This window comes from Bacterioplanes sp. CLAM21, from assembly GCF_059641015.1.
This window is the reverse complement of sequence record NZ_CM184929.1, coordinates 3,529,027-3,550,069: the sequence shown is the minus strand read 5'-3', so window position 1 is coordinate 3,550,069 and position 21,043 is coordinate 3,529,027. Positions and strand designations below refer to the sequence as shown.

General features: G+C 50.6%; 19 protein-coding genes. 6 read left to right on the top strand and 13 right to left on the bottom strand.

What is annotated here, in order from left to right:
• Positions 1-47: 47 nt before the first annotated feature.
• The 7 genes from AC55FS_RS16230 to AC55FS_RS16200 all read right to left on the bottom strand — a co-directional run bounded on the left by AC55FS_RS16230 (position 48) and on the right by AC55FS_RS16200 (position 8,311).
• Positions 48-611, bottom strand: a complete 564-nt coding sequence (locus AC55FS_RS16230; protein WP_496933306.1) for a prepilin-type N-terminal cleavage/methylation domain-containing protein — start codon at positions 609-611, stop codon at positions 48-50.
• Positions 602-1,039: a GspH/FimT family pseudopilin gene (locus AC55FS_RS16225; RefSeq protein WP_496933305.1), complete on the bottom strand. Its 438-nt coding sequence runs from the start codon at positions 1,037-1,039 to the stop codon at positions 602-604. The genes AC55FS_RS16230 and AC55FS_RS16225 overlap by 10 nt, the downstream gene beginning before the upstream one ends.
• 3 nt (positions 1,040-1,042) lie before the next feature.
• On the bottom strand, positions 1,043-4,084 hold the full coding sequence (locus tag AC55FS_RS16220) for a pilus assembly protein (RefSeq protein ID WP_496933304.1): 3,042 nt from the start codon (positions 4,082-4,084) through the stop codon (positions 1,043-1,045).
• A gap of 19 nt (positions 4,085-4,103) precedes the next feature.
• Complete coding sequence (locus AC55FS_RS16215; RefSeq protein ID WP_496933303.1) at positions 4,104-4,649, bottom strand: hypothetical protein; 546 nt, start codon at positions 4,647-4,649, stop codon at positions 4,104-4,106.
• 107 nt (positions 4,650-4,756) lie between these two features.
• Positions 4,757-5,302, bottom strand: coding sequence for a GspH/FimT family pseudopilin (locus AC55FS_RS16210; protein WP_496933302.1), 546 nt, complete (start codon positions 5,300-5,302; stop codon positions 4,757-4,759).
• A gap of 100 nt (positions 5,303-5,402) precedes the next feature.
• Complete coding sequence (locus AC55FS_RS16205) at positions 5,403-6,758, bottom strand: sigma-54-dependent transcriptional regulator (RefSeq protein ID WP_496933301.1); 1,356 nt, start codon at positions 6,756-6,758, stop codon at positions 5,403-5,405.
• Positions 6,755-8,311 (bottom strand): sensor histidine kinase, encoded by a 1,557-nt coding sequence (locus AC55FS_RS16200; protein ID WP_496933300.1) that lies wholly within the window; start codon positions 8,309-8,311, stop codon positions 6,755-6,757. The genes AC55FS_RS16205 and AC55FS_RS16200 overlap by 4 nt, the downstream gene beginning before the upstream one ends.
• A 91-nt stretch (positions 8,312-8,402) precedes the next feature.
• Here AC55FS_RS16200 and AC55FS_RS16195 point away from each other — a divergent pair, with 91 nt between their 5' ends.
• Entirely contained in the window at positions 8,403-10,025 is a 1,623-nt protein-coding gene (locus tag AC55FS_RS16195; protein WP_496933299.1) for an NAD+ synthase, read from the top strand.
• Positions 10,026-10,029: 4 nt separating this feature from the next.
• Here AC55FS_RS16195 and AC55FS_RS16190 read toward each other — a convergent pair whose 3' ends face one another.
• Both AC55FS_RS16190 and AC55FS_RS16185 read right to left on the bottom strand, forming a co-directional pair.
• The gene (locus tag AC55FS_RS16190; RefSeq protein ID WP_496933298.1) at positions 10,030-10,260 is read right to left on the bottom strand and encodes a DUF2798 domain-containing protein; all 231 of its coding nucleotides are present in this window, start codon (positions 10,258-10,260) and stop codon (positions 10,030-10,032) included.
• A gap of 105 nt (positions 10,261-10,365) precedes the next feature.
• Positions 10,366-11,187, bottom strand: a complete 822-nt coding sequence (locus AC55FS_RS16185; protein ID WP_496933297.1) for an outer membrane protein assembly factor BamD — start codon at positions 11,185-11,187, stop codon at positions 10,366-10,368.
• 108 nt (positions 11,188-11,295) lie between these two features.
• Between AC55FS_RS16185 and rluD the strand changes: the two genes are divergently transcribed.
• A complete protein-coding gene (rluD, locus tag AC55FS_RS16180; RefSeq protein ID WP_496933296.1) occupies positions 11,296-12,252 on the top strand; it encodes a 23S rRNA pseudouridine(1911/1915/1917) synthase RluD in 957 nt (318 codons plus the stop codon).
• Positions 12,253-12,292: 40 nt separating this feature from the next.
• Positions 12,293-12,970 carry a peptidoglycan editing factor PgeF gene (gene pgeF, locus AC55FS_RS16175; protein WP_496935981.1) on the top strand — a complete coding sequence of 226 codons (678 nt, stop codon included), beginning with the start codon at positions 12,293-12,295 and terminating at the stop codon, positions 12,968-12,970.
• On the opposite strand, the gene AC55FS_RS16170 is transcribed toward pgeF, so the two are convergent.
• Positions 12,951-13,388: a DUF4124 domain-containing protein gene (locus AC55FS_RS16170; protein ID WP_496933295.1), complete on the bottom strand. Its 438-nt coding sequence runs from the start codon at positions 13,386-13,388 to the stop codon at positions 12,951-12,953. The two genes, pgeF and AC55FS_RS16170, sit on opposite strands and share 20 nt — an antisense overlap.
• 423 nt (positions 13,389-13,811) lie before the next feature.
• Between AC55FS_RS16170 and AC55FS_RS16165 the strand changes: the two genes are divergently transcribed.
• Positions 13,812-15,536, top strand: a complete 1,725-nt coding sequence (locus AC55FS_RS16165; protein WP_496933294.1) for an acetolactate synthase 3 large subunit — start codon at positions 13,812-13,814, stop codon at positions 15,534-15,536.
• Positions 15,537-15,538: 2 nt separating this feature from the next.
• Positions 15,539-16,030: an acetolactate synthase small subunit gene (gene ilvN / locus AC55FS_RS16160; RefSeq protein ID WP_094060118.1), complete on the top strand. Its 492-nt coding sequence runs from the start codon at positions 15,539-15,541 to the stop codon at positions 16,028-16,030.
• A 57-nt stretch (positions 16,031-16,087) separates the two neighbouring features.
• On the opposite strand, the gene AC55FS_RS16155 is transcribed toward ilvN, so the two are convergent.
• A complete protein-coding gene (locus tag AC55FS_RS16155) occupies positions 16,088-16,327 on the bottom strand; it encodes a hypothetical protein (RefSeq protein ID WP_496933293.1) in 240 nt (79 codons plus the stop codon).
• A gap of 152 nt (positions 16,328-16,479) precedes the next feature.
• Positions 16,480-17,136: a 2-polyprenyl-3-methyl-6-methoxy-1,4-benzoquinone monooxygenase gene (coq7, locus tag AC55FS_RS16150; protein WP_496933292.1), complete on the bottom strand. Its 657-nt coding sequence runs from the start codon at positions 17,134-17,136 to the stop codon at positions 16,480-16,482.
• A gap of 112 nt (positions 17,137-17,248) precedes the next feature.
• Between coq7 and AC55FS_RS16145 the strand changes: the two genes are divergently transcribed.
• On the top strand, positions 17,249-18,715 hold the full coding sequence (locus AC55FS_RS16145; RefSeq protein ID WP_496933291.1) for a Ycf46 family AAA ATPase: 1,467 nt from the start codon (positions 17,249-17,251) through the stop codon (positions 18,713-18,715).
• Here AC55FS_RS16145 and AC55FS_RS16140 read toward each other — a convergent pair.
• A complete protein-coding gene (locus AC55FS_RS16140; RefSeq protein WP_496933290.1) occupies positions 18,702-21,011 on the bottom strand; it encodes a 7TM-DISM domain-containing protein in 2,310 nt (769 codons plus the stop codon). The two genes, AC55FS_RS16145 and AC55FS_RS16140, sit on opposite strands and share 14 nt — an antisense overlap.
• Between the last annotated feature and the right edge of the window lie 32 nt (positions 21,012-21,043).

Here is a 21,043-nt window from a genome sequence, read left to right as displayed (position 1 = left end):
AGAGGCGATTAAGAGCTCAACGAGACTCAGCCCTTGTTGCTTAAAATTCATAATTGAACCTCACGGCTAAGGCTGGACGTAAGCGTAACACCTGAATTCGACGCAGTGTATACATCTGCCCCCCCACTTTGCCCGGAACTACGAGTGCTCCAAGTTACTGTCACCGTGGCACGTTCATTCGCTGCGTTTACTTGAATAGCCATGGTCGGATTGGCGAGATAATCTGCTGGGCGAGCCCAGGTGGTCGCACCAGCTACGGTATAGTTGGAAGGGCAACCGACACTCCATAAGTCATATGCAGCGACCTGAGCCGCAGTGCAGTTGGCCGCATTGACCGTTCCATTGCCTTGGTTAGCGGCCTCGCATATAGTTGGAGGGTTGGCACAATTTACCGCGGCTGTTGAGTAGCTAGCTAGACTCGATTTATTCAACGCCATGCGATTTTCAATATCTTCTATCATCGATAGTGCTAAAGACTTAGAACCAGAGTCCTGAGTGGCTCGACTAGATTGAAGCTGAAGTGTACTGATTCCCAATAGTCCAATCGTGGTAATAGCCACTGTGATCATGACCTCAAACAAAGTGAACGCTTGGTTGTGCTTCAATTGCATGTGAGACCTCCTCTGTTGATGACCTGACCAATTCGATTCACAACCAACTGTTGTGTGCAGTTAGCAATGGTCAACGTGATGTTGGCCGTACCATTCATCATACCATTAGCATTAAATGTGTATGGTCCCGCTGCAGTGGTAATCTTTGATCCGTCATTGTTGAAGGCCTTACGTCGTAGGGTTGTGCCTCCTTGCACAACCGTCCAACCTAGTCCACCTGCGGTGATGCTCAGTGTTGTTGGGGTTTGCTCAGTAACAGCAGAGCTTCTCGCAAAACGAAAGTCTGTTGCTAGCTCGCCAACCATTTGCTCACCCGATCTGCCGCTTATTAACGACTGCAAGCTTGGTACTCCAACAGCAGCCAATATTCCAATAATGAAAACCGTAATCATTAATTCGATGATAGTTAGGCCTTTGGAAAACGACATTGCCTACAACTCCCGCCAAAAGAGATGTTTGAATTGTTCTTCTTCATTCAGCGTATCAACAATCTGCTTATTCACGATGACACGTCCAGGTTCGCCACTGTCCAATGCAGGGATATAGGTAGTAGGCTCTGGAGGAATACCGCCTTGATCAAGATCCGTTTCTTCGACTGTAGGTTTACCTTCGTCATCTAATTCTGGCCTTAAAATAATCACACGGGCTTGTCCGACGTCGGGTTCGCAGCCAATTTTAGTTCCCCCCTCAGATGGTCTGAAGCTGGTGACATAAATGGTGTCTGCAACAGTCAAACTTGATGACAGCACTTTTTCACCGCTTGACCTTAAGTCATAGTAAAAACCATTTCTGCGCTTAGATGCATCTTCTTTGCCGTAGTTTTGATAGTCGGCCAATGAAGACTTAGACAACGTGGTGTAGCTGCTTGGCTCATCGGTCACGTTGAAATCATTAATAACGAAGATATGGTCCTCGGTTCCTGTGTCTAAAGGTCCTGGGCGGAAACCAGAGCCAATAGCTATCTGGTAGCGGCCTTCTTTTTTCTTGATGACTTTAGTCGCATCTGTAGGATCTGGGTATTCCACTTCTCCATGATTGGTATACACCACGTCTGGCTGAGTAAAGAAGCGAATATTGTCACTTGCACTACCGCCGTTAAAGTCAGCAATCATGCCTCCTTTAGCGTTCTTGGCACTGTCAGATACAAAGTCAATTCGCCAGATTCTGCCACCTACGTCACTGGCATAGATTAGGTCTGTGTTTCCATCGCCTGTCTTATCAACAGGTGTTACATCACTGGCAATACTTGAGGTCATTCCAGAAAGACTTAAATTACCACTACCTGCAGATGGAGACGCTTTCCAGAGAAGATCGAATGCTTTGCCTGTGGCCTGAGTATCGGCCGCAACCATGTAAATGGCGTTACCTTTACTGCTGGATGAGCGAGTTGTTTTATTATCCTCACCAGTGTCGTAACCGCCTCCAAAGAAAAAGACAGGCACAGATTTTCCATTCCATTTTGCGTAGGCGAGCTCCATTTTTGACCAGGTCTGCCCCAACTCTGAAAAACCAGATGTAGTGTCGTCAATGGATGCTACAAGCTTAGGTGCACTTTTATTACTGATATCAATGAGGTAATAAGCGCTGCCTCCGCGGCGCATGCCAACAGCGATGTAGGCTTTTTCGCCATTATCAATAGAATTGTTTTGGTTTTTATCTTGATGGAACAGTGTGATCGGGCCATCTAAACCATAAGTTTTTTCTGCATCGGAAACGCCAGTTTTGTAGGCAGTCAAATTCGGTAAAAGGCGTTTAGGGATAAATGCCCATAATTCTTTTGGTGCACTCTGGCTGGTATCAAAGGCATGTAAATACCCAGCATTGGTGCCCATATAGAGTACATCGGTGACACTGCTGCCTGAGCCATACGAAACCAGTGTTGGATTGGTATGCAGAGGGTCTCCTATAAATTGGGTTTCGTTACCACTATCATCAATACCGCGTGCCCAACGTAAAACACTTTCCCTTGCATCTGAGCTACTCACGCCAAGCATGCTGGCAGTGATGCTTGTATTGGTTTCAGTGACAAGGTTATTTGAGCTAATAATGACTGCGTTAGTGCTGCCACTTAAATTTGAATAGACTTTACGCGTTTCTAACCGTTTTGCCATGCCGCCAGCTGAGACCGATGCTCCATCGGGTGCAGTTGACGTGGTCCAGAAGCTTTTAGCAGTATCTTTGAACGCACCGGTATCAGGATCAACGGCTACAGAGCCATTAGCATCAATTATCTGCCCTTGAGCATTAATCTTGTAGCGTTTGAGATTTCCAATCCAACCAGGGTTAGCGCTAGGCTCAAACAGTGAGTAGTAAACTTGATCTCTGTGTTCGAGGTTATTAAAGGTGCTGACAGCCAGAGTTGGGCTGGTAAAGCTGGATGCCTTGTTAGCAATGCTCGTAGAAATATCAACCAGAGCCTGTGCCAGGGTATCACTAGAGTCAACAAAATATGGGTCAGTACCGCTAGCCCTGGCCATATTGCCCATCAAGTTTTTTGCATAGCCCGCTAGATTGAAGCCAACGGTATGGAGAACAATTGGCTGCTTCTTCTCGCGAGTGTTACTGCTGTCTAAATCTGGATCAACTTCCTTATCCACAAAGTGGTCGGTGTTGTTTAGCCAGTAGGCTAACTCTTCGCCGCAACTGTTTTTACCACTTTCATATTTGCAATTGCTGGTGACACCGGCAACGCCACTGGGAACTCCAATACCAGACAGTAACGATCTGACAGCGGAGTCGGAATCTGAGTCAACACTTGGTTGGCCATCAGAAAACAGCACGATATGGTTTTCTTGGCAAGTGTCTGTCATTGGTGACTTGTACGTGTAAGAGCCCGAGCTACCTTCGATGGTGTCTAGGTGTGCTCCGCCATAACCCCATGCTTCTCTTCGAGAGTATCTAAGGTTCAAGTCCGAGTCGATATAAACATGATAAGGATATCGGTCACGCCCCGACTTTTTGGTGCCGTGATAGAAAGGATTCCCATAATTAACGGCATCACCGCGAATAAAACGAGCACCTTCGTGCAAGCTTTCCACTAATGGAGTACCGCCGCCCGCTTGCAGATTATTGATGGCACCTTCTAGGGCAGTTATATTGGCGGCTTCACGGGTATTCATGAAAGGTGATACCGGGTAACCACCTTTGGCAGTTGTGCTAGTACTCGAACCACTGGGTTCATTGGTAAAGCGCATGATGGAGATGTTAGCGTGTTTATCTTCAGTCGTTGCTGCTATCTGCTTGATGGCTTTTTTGGCAGCATCTTTTACCGCCTGAATTCGGGTGTCTGCAAAGCTTGATGTTTTATAATTACCTTGAGCGGAATACACCATACTGCCCGAAGTGTCGAAGATGAAAAGAATATTGGGGTCTATTCGTTCACCTTGCGCTTTATATATTTCGACGTCGTCGGCGTACGCAATTTGGTTTGTTAATAAACCAAAAGCAGTGATGGATAGCCAATAGAGTTTCATAATTTTTTGTCTCCAATAATTATCGGCCGATCGGGCTGATTTTAATCAGGCCGACTTCTTGTGAGGCAGTAGCATTACCATTACGCCCAGTCACCAGCGTCGAGGCAGCAATCTTCATCACGCTGCATGACGAATTACAGCCTGGCTTGCCGCGTAAAAAACGTTCACTTCCGGGAGGAGATGGAATAAGGCGTGCTTGATTTACCGGTGCTGTAGATGAGCTCAACGATTTGTATGAAAAGCTTGGCGCGGTTAAATTGGCATGGGCATCGAATGGGTTTACGCGTGCGCTACCTTCGGCTGCACCGCCAGAAATCGCCGCGGTTTCTGCAGTTTGGACTTGGTTTAGGACAGAATAACGAATGGCCCGATCACCACGCATGCCATACCACAAAACCTCTAACGTGCCTTGGGCAACACTGTCCAATTCTTGTTGATGCTGCAAATTAGACACCATTCGTATTTGCACGGTTGATCGTTGCATGCCGACTAACGCACTTAAGGTGATGGCGGTCAGAATGACAAGGCCCACCAACAGTGCTGATCCTTGTTGATTTGCTCTCATTAAGGTACTCCTACGGAATTCTGAGGCTATATTACTTAAGCTCAGTTGCACGCAGGAGAATGATTGATAAACGGTTCAACTAGCAGAGTAAGTGGTTCTTGGGTGCCTCAGGGGCAAGGAACATCCTTGCCTGAAGCATTTTCGACAATACCGTTGCCATTCGTATCAATACCTGCGCGGATTCGGCCCACTCGCGAAACGACCCATGCGGAAGAGGTTGGTGGAGAGGTATCGGCACAGTAGGTGAGTGATCCAGTAGTTCCTTGGGCGAACCCCCTTGGGTTAAAGATGATTCGCTTTCTTGGGTAGCTGATACGTTGCCAATCTGTTTGTTGGTTTAGAAACTTCGACACAACAATGTCTTGGCTATCTCCCTTACTGTTTGAATTGCTGTCAAACAGAACTTTCAGCCCTTTATTCCAGTCTGAACCACAAGGTTGTTGAGCCGAGTATGGGCAGATGATAACTGGTCGTTTGGATGTCACTGCTAGGGACTTGGCTGACCTGACAAGCATTTGTATTTCAGAACTGTTGTTCATTGCTTTGGAAGCGTGAATAACGCTTTCTAGGCTGGGGACTGCAACCCCCAGTAATAGTGACATGATGGTTAGAGTTGATAGCAGCTCAACCAGACTGAAGCCTTGACGTGTCATGTTGCGCGCCTCCGTGCGTCGCTTTGCATACAGTCTGGTGGTGACAGGGAGCTTCTAACTATACGTAGACTGGCTGAAATATGAGCGGTTTGTACTCGTTCTAATCAATACCAAGCTTTTTACATCGATACCTCAATGCCCTGAAACTAATGCCTAGCTTCTCGGCTGCTGCTGTTTTATTCCAGCGGGTTTCTTCAAGTGCCTGGGTTATGGCTCTTCGCTCGATGTTCTCTAGATATTGCTCGAGGTTGTTGGTAATGATGGTGCTTTCATCTGATAGGCTGGCTTCCGCCGTTGAAGTTTTAGAAGCGGGTGAGGAGGGGAGATTGAGGTCATCCAGGCAAATGCTGTCATTTTCAGCCATGGTAAACGCACGCTGTAGTATGTTCTCCAGCTCTCGTACGTTACCCGGAAAGTGATACTGGCATAGGGCTGCCATCGCTTTATCGCTAAGTTCGGCATTAGGCATACCCCACTCCCGAGCGTATTTACTGACAAAGTGCTGTGCCAATTCAGGCACATCTTCTGCACGCTCAGCAAGGCGCGGAACTTCCAGGTGAATGACGTTTAGACGGAAAAATAGATCCTGCCTGAACTTCTGCTGCTCGACACGCTGGCTGAGATCATGATGGCTGGCGCTGACGATGCGCACATCGATGGGTTGTTCATGTTCTTCACCTACTTTGCGTACAGCCTTCTCTTGGATGACTCGCAGTAGCTTTGCCTGCATTTCTAATGGTAGGTCTGCGACTTCATCAAGAAACAGTGTGCCACCATCGGCCGCCTTAAAAAGACCTGGTTTATCATGGCTAGCGCCGGTAAAACTGCCTTTAACATGGCCAAAAAACTCACTTTCCATTAAGTCTGCAGGAATGGCGCCGCAGTTCACTGCGATAAAAGGCCCCTGTGAACGTGGGCTGAGGTGATGGATTAGCCTAGCGACCAGCTCCTTGCCGGTTCCTGATTCTCCATGAATAAATACCGGTGCCTGGGTACGAGCAACCTTGCGAATGGAGTCCTTTAGTTCGGCCATTCTCTGTGAGCTGCCTAGCAGAGAATCGTCCGGGGTGTTCTGGTGAATGACGACCTGGGTCAGCTTTAACGCCGCTTTGACCAATTCACGCAAGCGCTGCGTGTCGATGGGTTTGGCAACGAAGTCAAAGGCACCGGCTTTTAGTGCATCAATGGCCAGTTCCATATTGCCGTGAGCTGTAATCATGGCCACTGGCATATCTGGGTAACGGGAGTTGCAAAGTTGGATCAGTTCCATGCCATTGCCATCGGGCAGTTTCATATCGGTGATGCAGAAATGATAAGGCCGTTGCTGTAAAGCTTCGACCGCTTCACTGACGCTGCCAGCTTGAAAACAGTCCAGTTCCATGCGCTCCAGAGTTAAGGCAATCAGCTCGCGAATATCTGGTTCGTCATCAATGATCAAGGCGGAGTATTGGTTCATAAGTAGCTCGGTTTGGTAACTTGCAGGCTGAGACGGAAGCAGCTGCCGTCCGCCAGTGGCAAATATTGGATAGTAGCGTGGTTGGTTTCACACAACTCGCGGCATAAATACAGGCCTAACCCCGTTCCATTGTGCTCAGTCGTATAGAAGGGTTCAAACAAATGCTGTCGTTGCTCATCGGCGACGCCGCCGCCATTGTCGATAACGTCTAGCTCTACCCGATCGCCCACACGGCAGGCGTTAAGTTGCAGTTGTGGCTCGCTTTGGTATTGCTCTGCCCTTTGTATTGCATAGCGTATGCCGTTGGCGCATAGATTATGCAGTATTTGCTGTAAATGATTAGGGTCGAAGGCTATCAGTAAGTCCTTATCGCAGCTTAGACGCAAGTCACAGCGTTGTGTGTCAGGGACTTCGGAAAACTGCTGCTTAAAGTGCTCAAGCCAAGGCCTTAAACGTAATTCTTCAACCGCCGGAGCGCGTCTGCGCGACAGCTCTAAAATATCCTCTACGGTACGATTTATACGCATGCAGTGCTGCTCAATGATGTCTGTCAGCTTGACTTCCGTCGGCTTCAAATAGGGGGTTTCTGCTAATAGTTGGGCGGCCTGACGCATTGCGCTTAGCGGGTTGCGAACCTCATGGGCGATACTGGCTGTGAGGCGGCCTAATGAGGCCAGCTTGACCTGCTGTGCTTCGGCGATAATGCGCCGTGAATCTTCCAAAATAAGTAAGCTATCGCCGGTATCTTGAATCGGAAATCTGCGCACCCGAAGAGTTTGCTCATCTCTCAGTAGCTCGCTGCCATCGGGAGCTTGCTGTAGCTGTTCTGGTAATCGATCATCTCGGCGTAGTGGCCACCAGCGACTGGCTGCGTCATTAAAGAACAGTACTTGTTGCTGGCTATCACAAGCAATCACTCCATCGGGAAGGCTGAGCAAAGCTTGCTGACTGAGCTTTTGTAATCGTCTTATGCGTTGTGCCTGATTGGTGGCTAAATCCAATGCGCTGTTTAGGCGAGACGATAGGGCTTGGGTAATGGTTGCCAGCAAGAAGCACATAAAGCCGTATATGCCTGATTCAACCAGCAATGAGGCGCTGTAGTTTTGCGGCCACACATGTTGAAAAAAAAGAATCGCTAGGGTTGTCCAGGCAGCCACGGCGTAACCAAATATGCCAGGCACCAGTAGGTTTGCAATCACCACCGCGATGAGTATCAGGCTGGAGAAACCACCACTTAAAGTACCGCTACTGTGCATCAATAGGGCTAGTATGGCGGTTTCGATAAAGACATAGGCCGTAGCTATTTGAATATCTGGGCCGCGGTTAGCAATCACTACAAAAATACTGGCAACCATGACATAGGCAGAGACGGTGATCAGAAACACGTCTGGCATCAAGCGGCCGACAATAGCATTTTCGACATCTAGGCTGCTTGCAATGGTCAGTAATAGGGCCAGAAATAACGAATAGTAACTGTACAGGCGCAGCAGCCGGTTTCCCCGGACCACCATTTCCGGAGACAGTGACAAGCGTTGCAGTACGGAGGTCAGCATGCAGGTTTCCTTGACAATCGTTTGCGCCGGCCGGCGAATTTCCAGACAATACGCGTTTATTTTCTGCTAGATCAGAGGTTAACTCGTCGACATGCCACAGTCACTTTCCATTCAGATGGCGCAAATAAACTTTCACGTTGGCGATATTGATGGCAACACCGATCGCATCTTGGCTGAGGTCCACACGGCAAGCAAGCAGGGGGCGGATGTGTTGGTATGCAGTGAACTTGCATTAACTGGCTATCCACCTGAAGATCTGCTGCTTCGCCCCAGTCTGCAAAGGCGGATTGAGCAGGCGTTGCAGCGTATTGCTGAAGCCAGCCATAACATTGCGGTTGTGATTGGTTATCCGTGGCGCGAAGAGCAGCAGCTTTACAATGCCGCAGGAGTATTTTGGCAAGGTCAATGTGTTGCACGTTATTACAAGCAGCAGTTGCCAAATTATCAGGTGTTTGATGAAAAGCGCTATTTTGCTACTGGTTGCGAGCCTTGTGTTGTCGAATTGAAAGGCCACCGCTTAGGTTTAACGGTGTGTGAAGATATCTGGCATGAAGGCCCGATTGACGACTGCGTCGCGGCTGGAGCAGAGTTGATTTTGAATCTTAATGCGTCGCCGTTCCATCAAAACAAGCGTGGTCAAAGACAGTCTTTGGTGGCCGATCACTGTCGCCGTCATAAGGTGCCTGTGCTGTATGTGAACCAGGTTGGTGGCCAGGATGAATTGGTATTCGATGGGCACTCGTTTGCAATGGATGGAACTGGCGAGCGAATTGTTCAGATGCCTGGCTGGAAAGAAGCCACCGCTCAGGTGTGTTGGGATGGTGGTCAGCTAAAGGCCGACGGAACTGCGCTGGTAGCCGATGACACCGAACTCAGTGAGCTTTACAGCGCGCTAGTCTTAGGGGTGCGTGATTATGTCAATAAGAATCGCTTTCCAGGAGTGGTGTTGGGTTTGTCTGGTGGTATTGATTCCGCTCTAACCTTAGCCATCGCCGTCGATGCCCTGGGGCCGGAGCGGGTAAAAGCGGTGATGATGCCTTTTACTTATACCTCCGATATGAGTAAAAACGACGCTGAACAGCAAGCCATTGCCATGGGGGTAGAGTACGACTCTATCTCTATTGAGCCCATGTACCGCGAGTTTATGCATGCTCTGGTACCGTCGTTTACAGGTCGCTCTATTGATACTACGGAAGAGAATTTGCAGTCGCGTTGTCGTGGCGTACTGCTGATGGCGCTGTCGAATAAGACGGGTGCCATGGTGCTAACCACTGGCAATAAAAGTGAGATGGCTGTCGGTTACGCGACTTTGTACGGTGACATGGCAGGGGGATACGGTGCGCTAAAAGATGTTTACAAAACTAAAGTGTTTGAGCTGGCCCATTACCGCAACCAATTGAGTCCTGTCATTCCTGAGCGGGTGATTACTAGGCCGCCATCAGCAGAATTAGCGCCCGATCAAAAGGATGAAGACAGCTTGCCACCTTATCCGGTGTTAGACGATATCTTGCACCGCTACATCGAGTTGGATCGCAGCGCAGACGACATCATAGCCGCAGGCTTTGAACCTGCCGTGGTACAGCGAATTGTGCGTTTGGTCGATGTCAATGAATACAAGCGTCGCCAAGCACCGATAGGTGTACGTGTTTCTCAACGAGGCTTCGGTCGGGATCGACGTTATCCGGTCACTAATGGTTGGCGCGCTGGAATTTGATGCGCTAATGCTTGTTGTTTGTCAGGTAAATGGCCAGTCGCATGACGTGCTGTCGTAATAGTAGCAATACGACAAATGCCACTGGCCAGGCGACAACATAGCTGCCTATCCAGCGGCCCAGATAACCGTTGCTCATACCTGAGGTAACGGCAGTAACGATGGCCGAGACCAGTCCTGCCATGAGCATCGACATCAGGGCAGAAAACACCACCGCTGTTTGATATTTCTCTTTCACGGTTGCATGCCAACACTGTGGATAAGGCCACAGTGTAGCAAGTGCGATGGGTCTTATTAAGGCAGGGAACGGTCGCTGCGCTGCTTACTTGCCAGATTGACAGGGTTAATCCAGCAAGCCAAAAGACAGTACATTCAGTACCGACCCGCGATCGGCCTTGGCCAGTCCGCTACTAACAAACTTGCCCTGTTGCAGTTGCGGGTGGTCGGGATGATTTAGCTTTAACAATGCCAGTGCATCTTGTTGCTCTTGTCTCATATTCAGTGAGTCGTAAGCTTCCACCATAATGGCGAGAGCGTCTGCCACTGCTGGTGTGTTGGGGTAGCCCAGTAACACTTCCTGGCAACGGTTAGCGGCTGCAACAAAGGCATGTCGCTTCATATAATAGCGAGCGACTTCAACCTGGTAGGAGGCCAGGCGCTGGCGCAGAAACTCCATGCGTGCTCTGGCATCGGCGGTGTAAGGGCTGTCCGGAAAGCGAATCAGCAGTTCAGAAAACTGGCCAAAAGCGTCGCGTAGCGGTGTTGGATCTCGTCGTGAAATGTCGTCAGACAGGTAGCGCTCAACATAAGTAAAACCCAGCTCGTAAGTGGCTAGTCCTCGCATATAGTAGGCGTAGTCGGCCTGCGGGTGTAGCGGATGCAGACGAATAAAGCGCTCGCTGGCAGTCAGTACCGACTCCATGTTGGAGGTCATAAAATGCGCGTACATCATGTCCAGCTGACCTTGCTCGGCATATCGGCCAAAGGGGTAGCGCGAATCTAGCTGTTTTAAACGTTCCATCGCGATCAGGAAGTTGTCGTTGTCCAACGCTTCGCGCGCCTCTTCATAATATTGGCGCTCGGTTTTGTCGTCTTGCTTGGAAGGGGCATTGGAGCAGGCGCTAACAACAAGGGCCAGGGCAATAATGAGCCAACGGGCATTCATGGAGTGATTTCCTGATAGTCGGTATACTAGACAGTTGCGTATTTAACCACAGTCACTGGGTCCTCCCCAACTACAGCAAGCCTTTTGCGGCAGAGTCGAACAATCAATATGTCCCAACACGTTTCAGAACAAATCGAAGTGCCCAGCGAATGGGGAAACAAGCGCTTGGACCAGGCCGCTGCGGCACTGTTCCCTGAATACTCACGTTCCAGATTACAGCAATGGATCAAAAGTGGAGCGTTAACGGTAGACGGGCAGCAGTGGCGAGGCCGTGACAAGTTGATCGGTGGTGAAATCCTGGCGTTGCAAGCAGAGTTGGAAGCTGAAGGCGATTGGCAACCGGAAGCTATGGAGCTAGACATTGTCTTTGAGGACGATGACATCCTGGTTCTTAACAAGCCGGTTGGGCTGGTGGTGCACCCGGCAGCTGGCAATCATACCGGCACTTTGCTCAACGGTTTATTACATCACTGTCCATCGTTGATTAACATTCCGCGAGCTGGAATTGTTCATCGCCTAGATAAAGATACCAGTGGCTTGATGGTGGTAGCGAAAACTCTCAATGCGCAAAATCAACTGGTGGCACAGCTGCAGGATCGCAGTATGGGGCGTGAATATGAGGCCGTGGTGCAAGGCCAGATGACTGGTGGTGGTACCGTTGATGAGCCTATTGGTCGTCATGGTAATCAGCGCACCAAAATGACCGTCAGCCCGACTGGTAAAGAAGCGGTGACTCATTATCGGGTGCTGCACAAGTTTCCTTCTCATACCTATATTCGTTGCAAACTGGAAACGGGGCGCACCCACCAAATCCGCGTGCATATGGCTTATATCGGACATGCGCTGGTAGGCGATGCCACCTATGCCGCACGAACGCGTTTAGCCAAAGGGGTGGGGCCTGAGTTGAGGGAGCTGTTAGCAACCTTCCCGCGTCAGGCGCTTCATGCTAAGCAGCTGGGACTGATTCATCCGGTCAGTGGAGATTACATGGAGTGGCAAACTGAACTGCCAGACGATTTTGAACATCTGCTGACGGTTTTGGATGACGATGCTCAGACCCGTTGATGGGCTGATTTGGCCGGATTGGCAAGCACCAGCTGGAGTCATGGCTTGTGTGACGACACGAGACGCCAGCTGGGGCGTGTCTCAGGGAAGTTACGGGCGCTTAAACCTAGCTTCTCATGTGGGCGACGATATCAATGCGGTTAACAACAATCGGCGTGCGCTGTTGCAACGTATGCCCGGTGCAACTGGCATTCAATGGTTGCAGCAAACTCACAGCAGTGAGGTTAGAAAAGCCTGTGGTGGCCAAGTGATATTGCCAGGTGATGCTGTCGTGAGTAGCACGCCGGGTTTAGCCTGTGCGGTATTAACGGCGGATTGTCTACCGGTGTTGATGACGGATGGCGAGCAAGTGGCGGCAGTTCATGCTGGTTGGCGTGGATTGGTCGCAGGCATACTGGAGAAAACACTGCAACATTTTGCATCTCCACATCAGGTGTGCGTCTATCTCGGCCCGGCAATTGGCCCGCAAGCGTTTGAGGTTGGCCCTGACGTAGTCGATCAGCTCGGAGAGAAGGCTCAGCGGTTTATTAAACCAGGTCAGGGTGATCGTAGTTTTGCGGACCTTTATGGCCTGGCGCGCCAGCGTTTGCAGGGTGTTGCATCAATAAGTGGTGGGCAGCACTGCAGTGTCGAAGAAGCACGATTCTATTCCTATCGTCGCCAAGCCGTGACTGGTCGGATGGCGAGCTTGATTTGGCTTACTGGCAGTACTCTTTGATACGCTTGTCGGCTTCGGCCATTTTACTGGCTCGTTCATCGTCAGTCAGTGGGCGGTAGCTGCCGTCGTCTTGTTTAAAGCGTCGACTGAAGTTGGTTGATAGTACTTCCTTTACTTCTTTGGCATTGTCGCAGAGTTCTTTTGCTCGCGTTTCCCGTTGTTGAGCAATGTCTGAGCTTTCTTGCTCAGCTGGCTGCTCATTTTTTTCTATTACGGGTTTAGGTGGTGGTGGCGCGACCCGATCCAACTGAACGCGATATTTGTCTTCATCCACACCACGACGGGGTTGCGAGCTGAAATGTACCCGGCCGTTTTCATCAACCCAGCGATAGACTTTATCCGCCAGAGCGTTGCTCGCGGCGAAAGAGCCGGCCAATAACAAGACTGTGCTGAAGAATGTGGTGGATAACTTGGTCATGTTGCGTCCTTGGATGTGAGTGGCACATACCGTGGCTAACAAAAGGGCTTAAGCCCACTGTCGCTGGCTACTTTCGCTCGCCAGAGTCGTATTTTCTGGTGATCTTCGAGATTCCGCAAAACCTCATGTGTTGTCAAGGTGTTACGCCCGATTGAAGGTAGACACAGCATAGCGTAATGATAAACTTGTGTGGCCTTTGTTTACTGGTTCACATCTCGACACCCTGAGATAACAGTAACGCAATGACGGCCTCTGGTGCGGTTATCCTCCGACCCAGTTCAGTCCCGGTGTCTAGACCAGAGCCGGGGTCTGATGAGCAACTAAAAGTTAATCATCCAGCCCTGAGCTTCGTTGTACATGGCTCAAATCGTTTAGTTATTAATTGAGTGCTCCCAGGCGGAGCATGTTAAAGAGGATAGTACGGTGGAATTACTTTCCGGCGGAGAAATGTTGGTTCGCGCTCTGCACGACTCGGGCGTTGAGTACATCTATGGATACCCAGGCGGCTCATTGCTGCATGTGTACGATGCCGTCTACAAACAAAGTGCCGTCAAACACGTACTGGTCCGTCACGAGCAAGCCGCTGCTCATATGGCTGATGGTTATGCCCGTGCGACGGGAAAACCAGGCGTGGTGATGGTGACGTCTGGGCCTGGTGCCACCAATACCGTAACAGGTATTGCTACCGCATTTACGGATTCTATTCCTATGGTGGTTATCTCCGGTCAGGTGATGAGCCATCTGGTAGGGGATGATGCGTTTCAGGAAACTGACATGCTGGGAGTATCACGACCGATCGTAAAGCACAGCTTCTCGGTTAGACGCCCAGAAGACATCCCAGAGCTGGTTGCCAAGGCATTTTATATTGCCAGTACTGGCCGTCCGGGCCCCGTGGTCATTGATATTCCAAAAGACATGACCATGCCCAACGAACGCTTTGAATATAAATTTCCTAAGAAAATCAAACTGCGTTCCTACACCCCGCCACAGCGTGGCCACTCAGGTCAGATTAAAAAGGCCGTGGATCTGTTGTTGGCCGCTAAGCGCCCGATTATTTATGGTGGTGGTGGTGTCATTATCGATGGCAGTTCCGATAAGTTACGCGCGCTGGTTGATCGCCTAAATGCCCCTTGTACCAATACCTTGATGGGCTTGGGCGCTTATCCAGGTACGGCCGATCGTTTTGTTGGCATGCTGGGGATGCATGGCACCTATGAGGCCAACATGGCAATGCACCATGCCGACGTTATTCTAGCAGTGGGCGCGCGCTTTGATGATAGGGTGACCAACGCTACTGACAAGTTCTGCCCGGATGCCAAGATTATTCATATTGATGTAGATCCATCCTCTATCTCAAAAACCATTGTCGTTGACGTACCTATCGTCGGCCCGGTTGGCAGCGTGTTGGATGAGATGATGAGCTTGCTCGACGAAGCGGCCAACGGTCCGGATGACGCTGCGATGGAGTCTTGGTGGAAGCAAATCAATGAGTGGCGCCAGCGCCATGGCATGCGTTACCAGATCAACGAAAATGGCAAAATGAAGCCGCAGGAAGTGGTTGAGGCCATGTGGCAGGCGACCAAAGGCGATGCTTATGTCACTTCAGACGTTGGTCAGCATCAGATGTTTGCTGCCCAATACTACAAGTTTGACAAGCCCAATCGTTGGATCAACTCGGGTGGCCTTGGCACCATGGGTTTCGGTTTTCCAGCGGCCATGGGCGTTAAGCTCAACTTCCCCAATGATATGGTGGTGTGCGTTACCGGTGAAGGCTCCATTCAGATGAATATTCAGGAGCTATCGACCTGCTTGCAGTACGGCATTCCGGTGAAGATTTTGTGCCTGAATAATGGCTCATTGGGCATGGTACGCCAATGGCAAGACATGAACTACGAAGGCCGCCACTCGCATTCCTATATGGAATCCTTGCCTGACTTCGTTAAATTGGTCGAAGCCTATGGCCATGTTGGTATTCAGGTAAAAGATCGCAGCGAATTGCCGCAAGCGCTGGCCGACACATTTGGCAAATACAACGACCGTCTGGTGTTCCTCGATGTCGCCGTCGATGAAGAAGAACACGTATACCCAATGCAGGTGCCCATGGGCTCCATGCGTGACATGTGGTTGAGCAAGACGGAGCGTACCTGATCATGAGACATATCATTTCTATTTTGATGGAAAACGAGCCCGGTGCTTTGTCGCGGGTTGTGGGCTTATTTGCCCAGCGCGGCTACAACATTGAAACCTTAACGGTGGCGCCAACCGAAGATGAGTCTTTGTCGCGCTTGACCATGACCACCACAGGTGATGATCGTAAGATCGAGCAGATTACCAAGCAGCTGAACAAGTTGATTGAAGTGGTGAAGTTGGTGGACTTGTCGGAAGGGGCTCACATTGAACGTGAGCTAATGCTGATTAAAGTGAAAGCCGTAGGTGCTCAGCGTGCTGAAATTAAGCGTACTGTTGATATCTTCCGTGGTCAGATTGTTGATGTGACTGCCAGCGTTTATACCATTCAGCTGACGGGCGCTACCGATAAGATCGAAGCCTTTATCGACTCTATCGGTGAAGGCTGTGTACTGGAAACAGTCCGGTCCGGTGTATCCGGTATCGCGCGCGGTGAAAAAGTGCTTAGTCTCTAACGCCTGTTTGATGCTATTTAAAAGCCGGCCTTTGAGCCGGCTTTTTTGTATCAATAGCTAGCGGTCATATTCTAAAAATGCCAATGACATAAAAGCAGCAAAAGCAGAGATAATGATCACCGCTGCCAGATTACCTGTCAGTAACATGGTTAGGCCGGCAATAATCCATCCGGTTTTGACCTGTTCAACCCGGCGCCGGTAAGTGCGACTGCGAAGCCACTGATACTCTGGCTGGTGTTCAGGGATACGATAAAAGCGACGTACCCTGTCGATCCAATTACGTTGACGCTGAGACATGGGCTACACCCCGGCACACTATGCGCTTTTTAGCCTAACGCGAATTAGATCATCCTGCTGTGTACAGCAGAAATCTATCTAGCCTTAAGGTGGAATATGCAGGACGGTTCTGAGCCACATTGGTGCAGATTACTGCACCAATGTGGATTATCTTACAGGCGATAGGTGGCCTTGGTCATGATTTTGGATAATCCCGTCATGGCCACTTTTACTGGCAAAGGAAAACGGGCACCGCCGGCATCCAGCGCCGTGGTGGCATGCTTGGCTTCGTCTTCCAGCATCTGCAGCAACACGGCTTTGCTCTTTTCATCCTGCACCGGAAGAGAAGTCATGTGCGAGGTCAGGTGTTTGCATACCTGCTCTTCGGTGGCGGCGACAAACCCTAGACTCACTTTGTCGCTAATCTTGCCAGCCAAAGCGCCGATGCCAAATGACAGTCCATAAAACAATGGGTTCAGTCGGCTGGTGTGGCTGCCCAGCTCATTGATACGTTGCTCACACCAGACCAAGTGATCAACTTCTTCTTTGGCTGCCTCTTCCATGGCTTCACGGACTTGTGGCAATTGTGCCGTCAATGCTTGGCCCTGATAGAGCGCCTGAGCACAGACTTCTCCGGTGTGGTTAATGCGCATAAGGCCGGCAGCATGTTGCTTTTCTTGCTCCGACAGCTCGCTAGCTGGGCGCTGCTGTGCCGGTGATGGACGATAGGCAGTCGCAGCGCCAGGTACTAAGGTGCGCAGTGCCTGGTCGGCGTTGCTGATCAGTTTATCCAGCATCGTCAGGCGACGCGGTGATGCACTGTGGCTCATGATGGGCCTCCACAAAAGTTTTATGCCCGCTATTTTACGGCATCAGTCGTCACTCTGCATGATATGTATCAGGTATAGTGGGGGCTCGATAACCGGCCAAGCGAGTGACCCTATGCAGGAAATTCGGGATTTAGGACTGATGTTGGATCGCCAGCTGCCGCTGTTGGTGATTGAAACCTATGAAGAATCACGGGCGCTGGAAATACTTACCCGACTGGCTATTCAACGAGGCCTTGGCCTACAGCAGTGGACGCTCACAGATGGTTTGAGACGTCTTGGCTTTGGTGAAGATATGAGCGCAGGGGATGATACCGAACAGCCCGATGCGGCGTTAAAAGCCATCAAAGAGCGTGAGCAAGGTGGTCTGTATGTGATGTGCGATTTACATCCTTACTTGCACGAAGCGCTAGTGGTGCGGCTATTGAAAGATATCGCTTTACAACATAAGCGCTTTGGCAAAACCCTGGTGTTACTCAGCCATCAAGTCAGTCTGCCCGATGAGCTAAAACGCATGGCGGCTTTCTTTTCGTTACAGCTGCCGGATGAGGAACAACTGTTAGCCTTGATTCGTGAAGAAGCGCGGCTATATGCCCGACAACACGGACGTAAGGTGAAAGCCGATCCAGAAATTCTCAACTTACTGGTGGCCAACTTACGTGGTTTGACACTATCGGATGCTCGTCATCTGGTGCGCGGTGCCATCATTGATGACGGAGCTTTGTCAGAGGAAGATGTGCCCGCCATCAGTAAGGCTAAGCTGGAGTTGATGGATATGGACGGTGTCATGCAGTTTGAGTTTGATACTGCTCGTTTTGCTGAAGTGGCAGGTTTAAGTCGCTTGAAGCAGTGGCTGGAGCAGCGGCAGAAAGCATTTTTCGAAGCCAACGATGACCTCAGACCGAAAGGCATGATGCTGTTTGGTATCCAGGGGGGAGGAAAAAGCTTGGCTGCCAAGGCTGTAGCGGGCAGCTGGGGAGTGCCACTGCTAAGACTGGACTTTGGCACCCTGTACAATAAATTTATTGGTGAAACTGAGCGCCAGCTGCGGGCCTCGCTGCAGCTGGCGGAGGCCATGTCACCCAGCGTGGTGTGGGTGGATGAAATAGAAAAGGGCCTTGGCCAAGACGGCAACGACGGTGGTGTTAGTCAGCGGGTGTTGGGTACCTTACTGACCTGGCTGTCGGAGCATAAGTCGCGGGTGTTTGTTGTCGCCACCGCCAACAATATTCATTCTTTACCGCCCGAGCTGGTGCGCAAAGGCCGCTTAGATGAGTTGTTTTTTGTCGATTTGCCCAGTCTGGCTGTGCGCGAACATATATTGTCGATTCATTTAGCCAAGCGCGGCTTGGATAGCCAGCAATTCGACCTGAGCGCCTTGGCCACCATGAGTGAGGGCTTCTCCGGCGCGGAATTGGAACAGGCAGTAGTGTCAGCATGGCATGCTAATGAAGGTCAGCGCATCAGCACCGACACTTTAATGGGAGAGATTATGCGTACTCAGCCTCTCTCGGTGACCATGGCCGAGCCATTGCACCAGCTGCGTTCCTGGGCCAAAGATCGTGCGGTTATGGCGGACTGAGCGGTGACATGAGTTCTGCCAGGCTGCGACGCAGTTTGTCGGCAGTAATGGGTTTGGCTATGACGTGGCGTATGCCCAAATTTAGAGCTTGGCGGCGTAGTTCTGCGTTAGCCATGCCGGTCAGCATCATCAGTTTGGGTTTAGGCTCAATCTCACTATCCGATTGAATGCGCTGTGCCAGTTGTAGTCCGGTCATGGCTGGCATGTCTTGGTCGGTAATAACTGTGTCGATAGGCTCATTTTGAGAGGCCTGGCTGCGCAGCTGAGCCAAGGCTTCTGAGCCGCTATGACTGATCCACACCTGTGCATCCCAGCGCTGCAAATGTTTTTCCAGTACCGTGCGTAAGGTGGCATTGTCATCAACAATGAGTACTCGCTGTCCTTGGATAAAGGATCTATTGATGCCTTGGCGGGGCTCGGCGTGATGCTCACTCGCCATTGGCAAATACAGGTCTACACCGGCGCCTTGCTGATCAATGCTCTCAACCGTCAAGCGGGCATTCATGTGCAGTAACAGGTGACGACTCACCAACAAATCCCAGTGTCGTCCGGCAAGCTCAGCGTCTGAGCCACGTTGCGGTTGCAGCAGACGTAGTACTCGGCGAAATTCTTCGTGTTTGATTAAATGCCCGCTGAGCAGCAGCTGCAGATGTAGACCCGACTGTTGGCCATACTGATAAGTGCTTGCTCGCAAGGTGATGTCACCAAACTCGGCGTAATCGAGGGTGTGTTTCAGCAGAGAATAGAGCACTGCCGCGATACGTTGCTGATCACCAATGTAACGTGCGGGCAGGTCGGTATGAATATCCAGCATTAATTCAACTTGTTTTTGCAGCGACTGCTGCTGGAAGTAGCCCATGCTCTGCTCTAGCAATGGCTGAACATCAAATGCTTTGCTATCCAGTTCAATGCGATGCTGGTAGATGCGTGCCAGATCGCTGAGCTGGTGAGCGATATGAATAAGATCCTGCCCTGCCATTAAAATGGTATCTAAGTTGGCCCGTTGACTGGTGCTGAGTGGTGAATCACTCAATAGCTCGCTCATGCCCGTGACGCCGTTAATCGGGCTGCGCAGCTCATGGCTAAGCTGGCTTAACAGTGCCGGTGGAATGTCGGCTAATGGAATTTGTGGGTCGTCTTGGCGTGGTTCATTAAGACGCATGCTGGCGATCACAAAGCTGACCACCACCACCATAGGTAGGAGTAGGGTGGCCCAATCGGTAAACATATCGAGCTGTAGCAGGTTCATATCGCTCAGCATGGACACCAACAAACCTAGACCTGCTATGCCAGCACCCCATTGCAGTGGTTGTTGTGCTTTGCGTTTATTGCAATGGCGGAATAACAGCCAGACCGCCAACCATAGATAATTAGCCGTGACCGCCAGTGTTACCACCAGATCGCCATAACCACTGCTGAACAGTGCCAGTAGCATGGCGCTGAGTTGGATCAAGGATAATGCATGCAACCAGCGGCGACGGCGGCCGGGTGACCATGGCAGACTGGCCAGTGCCTGGTTAAATGCGATGGCTGCCATGGGTAGGCACAGCAGTGTCAGCGCTTCGCGTAGTTGCGGTGATATCGGGTGCAAAGACGCCCCCAGACTGCTCCAGGCGAGAAGGTAGCCAGCCATTGCTAAGCAGTACAACAGGCCCCACCAGGCCATGGCTTGGCGCTGAGCAATGCCTACATGAGCAAAATAGGCTAGGGTCGCAAGTATCCAGCCAAGTACCAGACCTAGGGTCCAAAACTGTGCCTGTTCATTAATCAAAAAGTGATCGAGGCTGCTGAGGTGGATGCTGGAGTTGAATAATGAGTCGGAGCTTAGCCGTATCAAATAGCTGTGGGTGGTTTGCGGTTTGAGCTCCAGTCGGAAGGGATAGGCTTGGTGGAAGCCACCGCGCAGTTGTCCGGCCTGTTGCTGTTGCAACACGGTGCGCAGATCGCTGTCGCTGATATCAAACAAACGCACCTGATCTAAACGGCTGTTAGACAGGCTAAGTACGGCTTGTTTACTGCTGCTGTAGGGATTGGTAATGCTAAGGCGGAGCCAGAATACCGACTCAGAAATGCCAAATTTCAAAGTCTGACTATGGCTCGGAGAAAAGCGCAGCTGTTGCTCGCGAGTCAGCATGCGCTCGATGCCTAATGTCGCTGTTTTGTCTTCATAGACAGAGACATACTGCGTGATAGGCAAGTCGTAGGAGCCATCTGGCAGCAGTACCGGGCTAAACGCCCGGCAAGTCAGAGAGAGCAGTGGCAGCAGGCACAACAATAGGCATCTGATCCACTTCATCCCTGACGGCTCCTTCATTTACCTCATTGTGA

Coding starts and splice junctions, on each gene's coding strand:
- AC55FS_RS16185 (WP_496933297.1), bottom strand. CDS start 11,187: ATGAATGCCCGTTGGCTCATTATTGCCCTGGCCCTTGTTGTTAGCGCC.
- AC55FS_RS16195 (WP_496933299.1), top strand. CDS start 8,403: ATGCCACAGTCACTTTCCATTCAGATGGCGCAAATAAACTTTCACGTT.
- AC55FS_RS16230 (WP_496933306.1), bottom strand. CDS start 611: ATGCAATTGAAGCACAACCAAGCGTTCACTTTGTTTGAGGTCATGATC.
- coq7 (WP_496933292.1), bottom strand. CDS start 17,136: ATGAGCCACAGTGCATCACCGCGTCGCCTGACGATGCTGGATAAACTG.
- pgeF (WP_496935981.1), top strand. CDS start 12,293: ATGGCTTGTGTGACGACACGAGACGCCAGCTGGGGCGTGTCTCAGGGA.
- AC55FS_RS16200 (WP_496933300.1), bottom strand. CDS start 8,311: ATGCTGACCTCCGTACTGCAACGCTTGTCACTGTCTCCGGAAATGGTG.
- AC55FS_RS16210 (WP_496933302.1), bottom strand. CDS start 5,302: ATGACACGTCAAGGCTTCAGTCTGGTTGAGCTGCTATCAACTCTAACC.
- AC55FS_RS16215 (WP_496933303.1), bottom strand. CDS start 4,649: ATGAGAGCAAATCAACAAGGATCAGCACTGTTGGTGGGCCTTGTCATT.
- AC55FS_RS16155 (WP_496933293.1), bottom strand. CDS start 16,327: ATGTCTCAGCGTCAACGTAATTGGATCGACAGGGTACGTCGCTTTTAT.
- AC55FS_RS16145 (WP_496933291.1), top strand. CDS start 17,249: ATGCAGGAAATTCGGGATTTAGGACTGATGTTGGATCGCCAGCTGCCG.
- AC55FS_RS16205 (WP_496933301.1), bottom strand. CDS start 6,758: ATGAACCAATACTCCGCCTTGATCATTGATGACGAACCAGATATTCGC.
- rluD (WP_496933296.1), top strand. CDS start 11,296: ATGTCCCAACACGTTTCAGAACAAATCGAAGTGCCCAGCGAATGGGGA.
- AC55FS_RS16220 (WP_496933304.1), bottom strand. CDS start 4,084: ATGAAACTCTATTGGCTATCCATCACTGCTTTTGGTTTATTAACAAAC.
- AC55FS_RS16170 (WP_496933295.1), bottom strand. CDS start 13,388: ATGACCAAGTTATCCACCACATTCTTCAGCACAGTCTTGTTATTGGCC.
- AC55FS_RS16225 (WP_496933305.1), bottom strand. CDS start 1,039: ATGTCGTTTTCCAAAGGCCTAACTATCATCGAATTAATGATTACGGTT.
- ilvN (WP_094060118.1), top strand. CDS start 15,539: ATGAGACATATCATTTCTATTTTGATGGAAAACGAGCCCGGTGCTTTG.
- AC55FS_RS16140 (WP_496933290.1), bottom strand. CDS start 21,011: ATGAAGTGGATCAGATGCCTATTGTTGTGCCTGCTGCCACTGCTCTCT.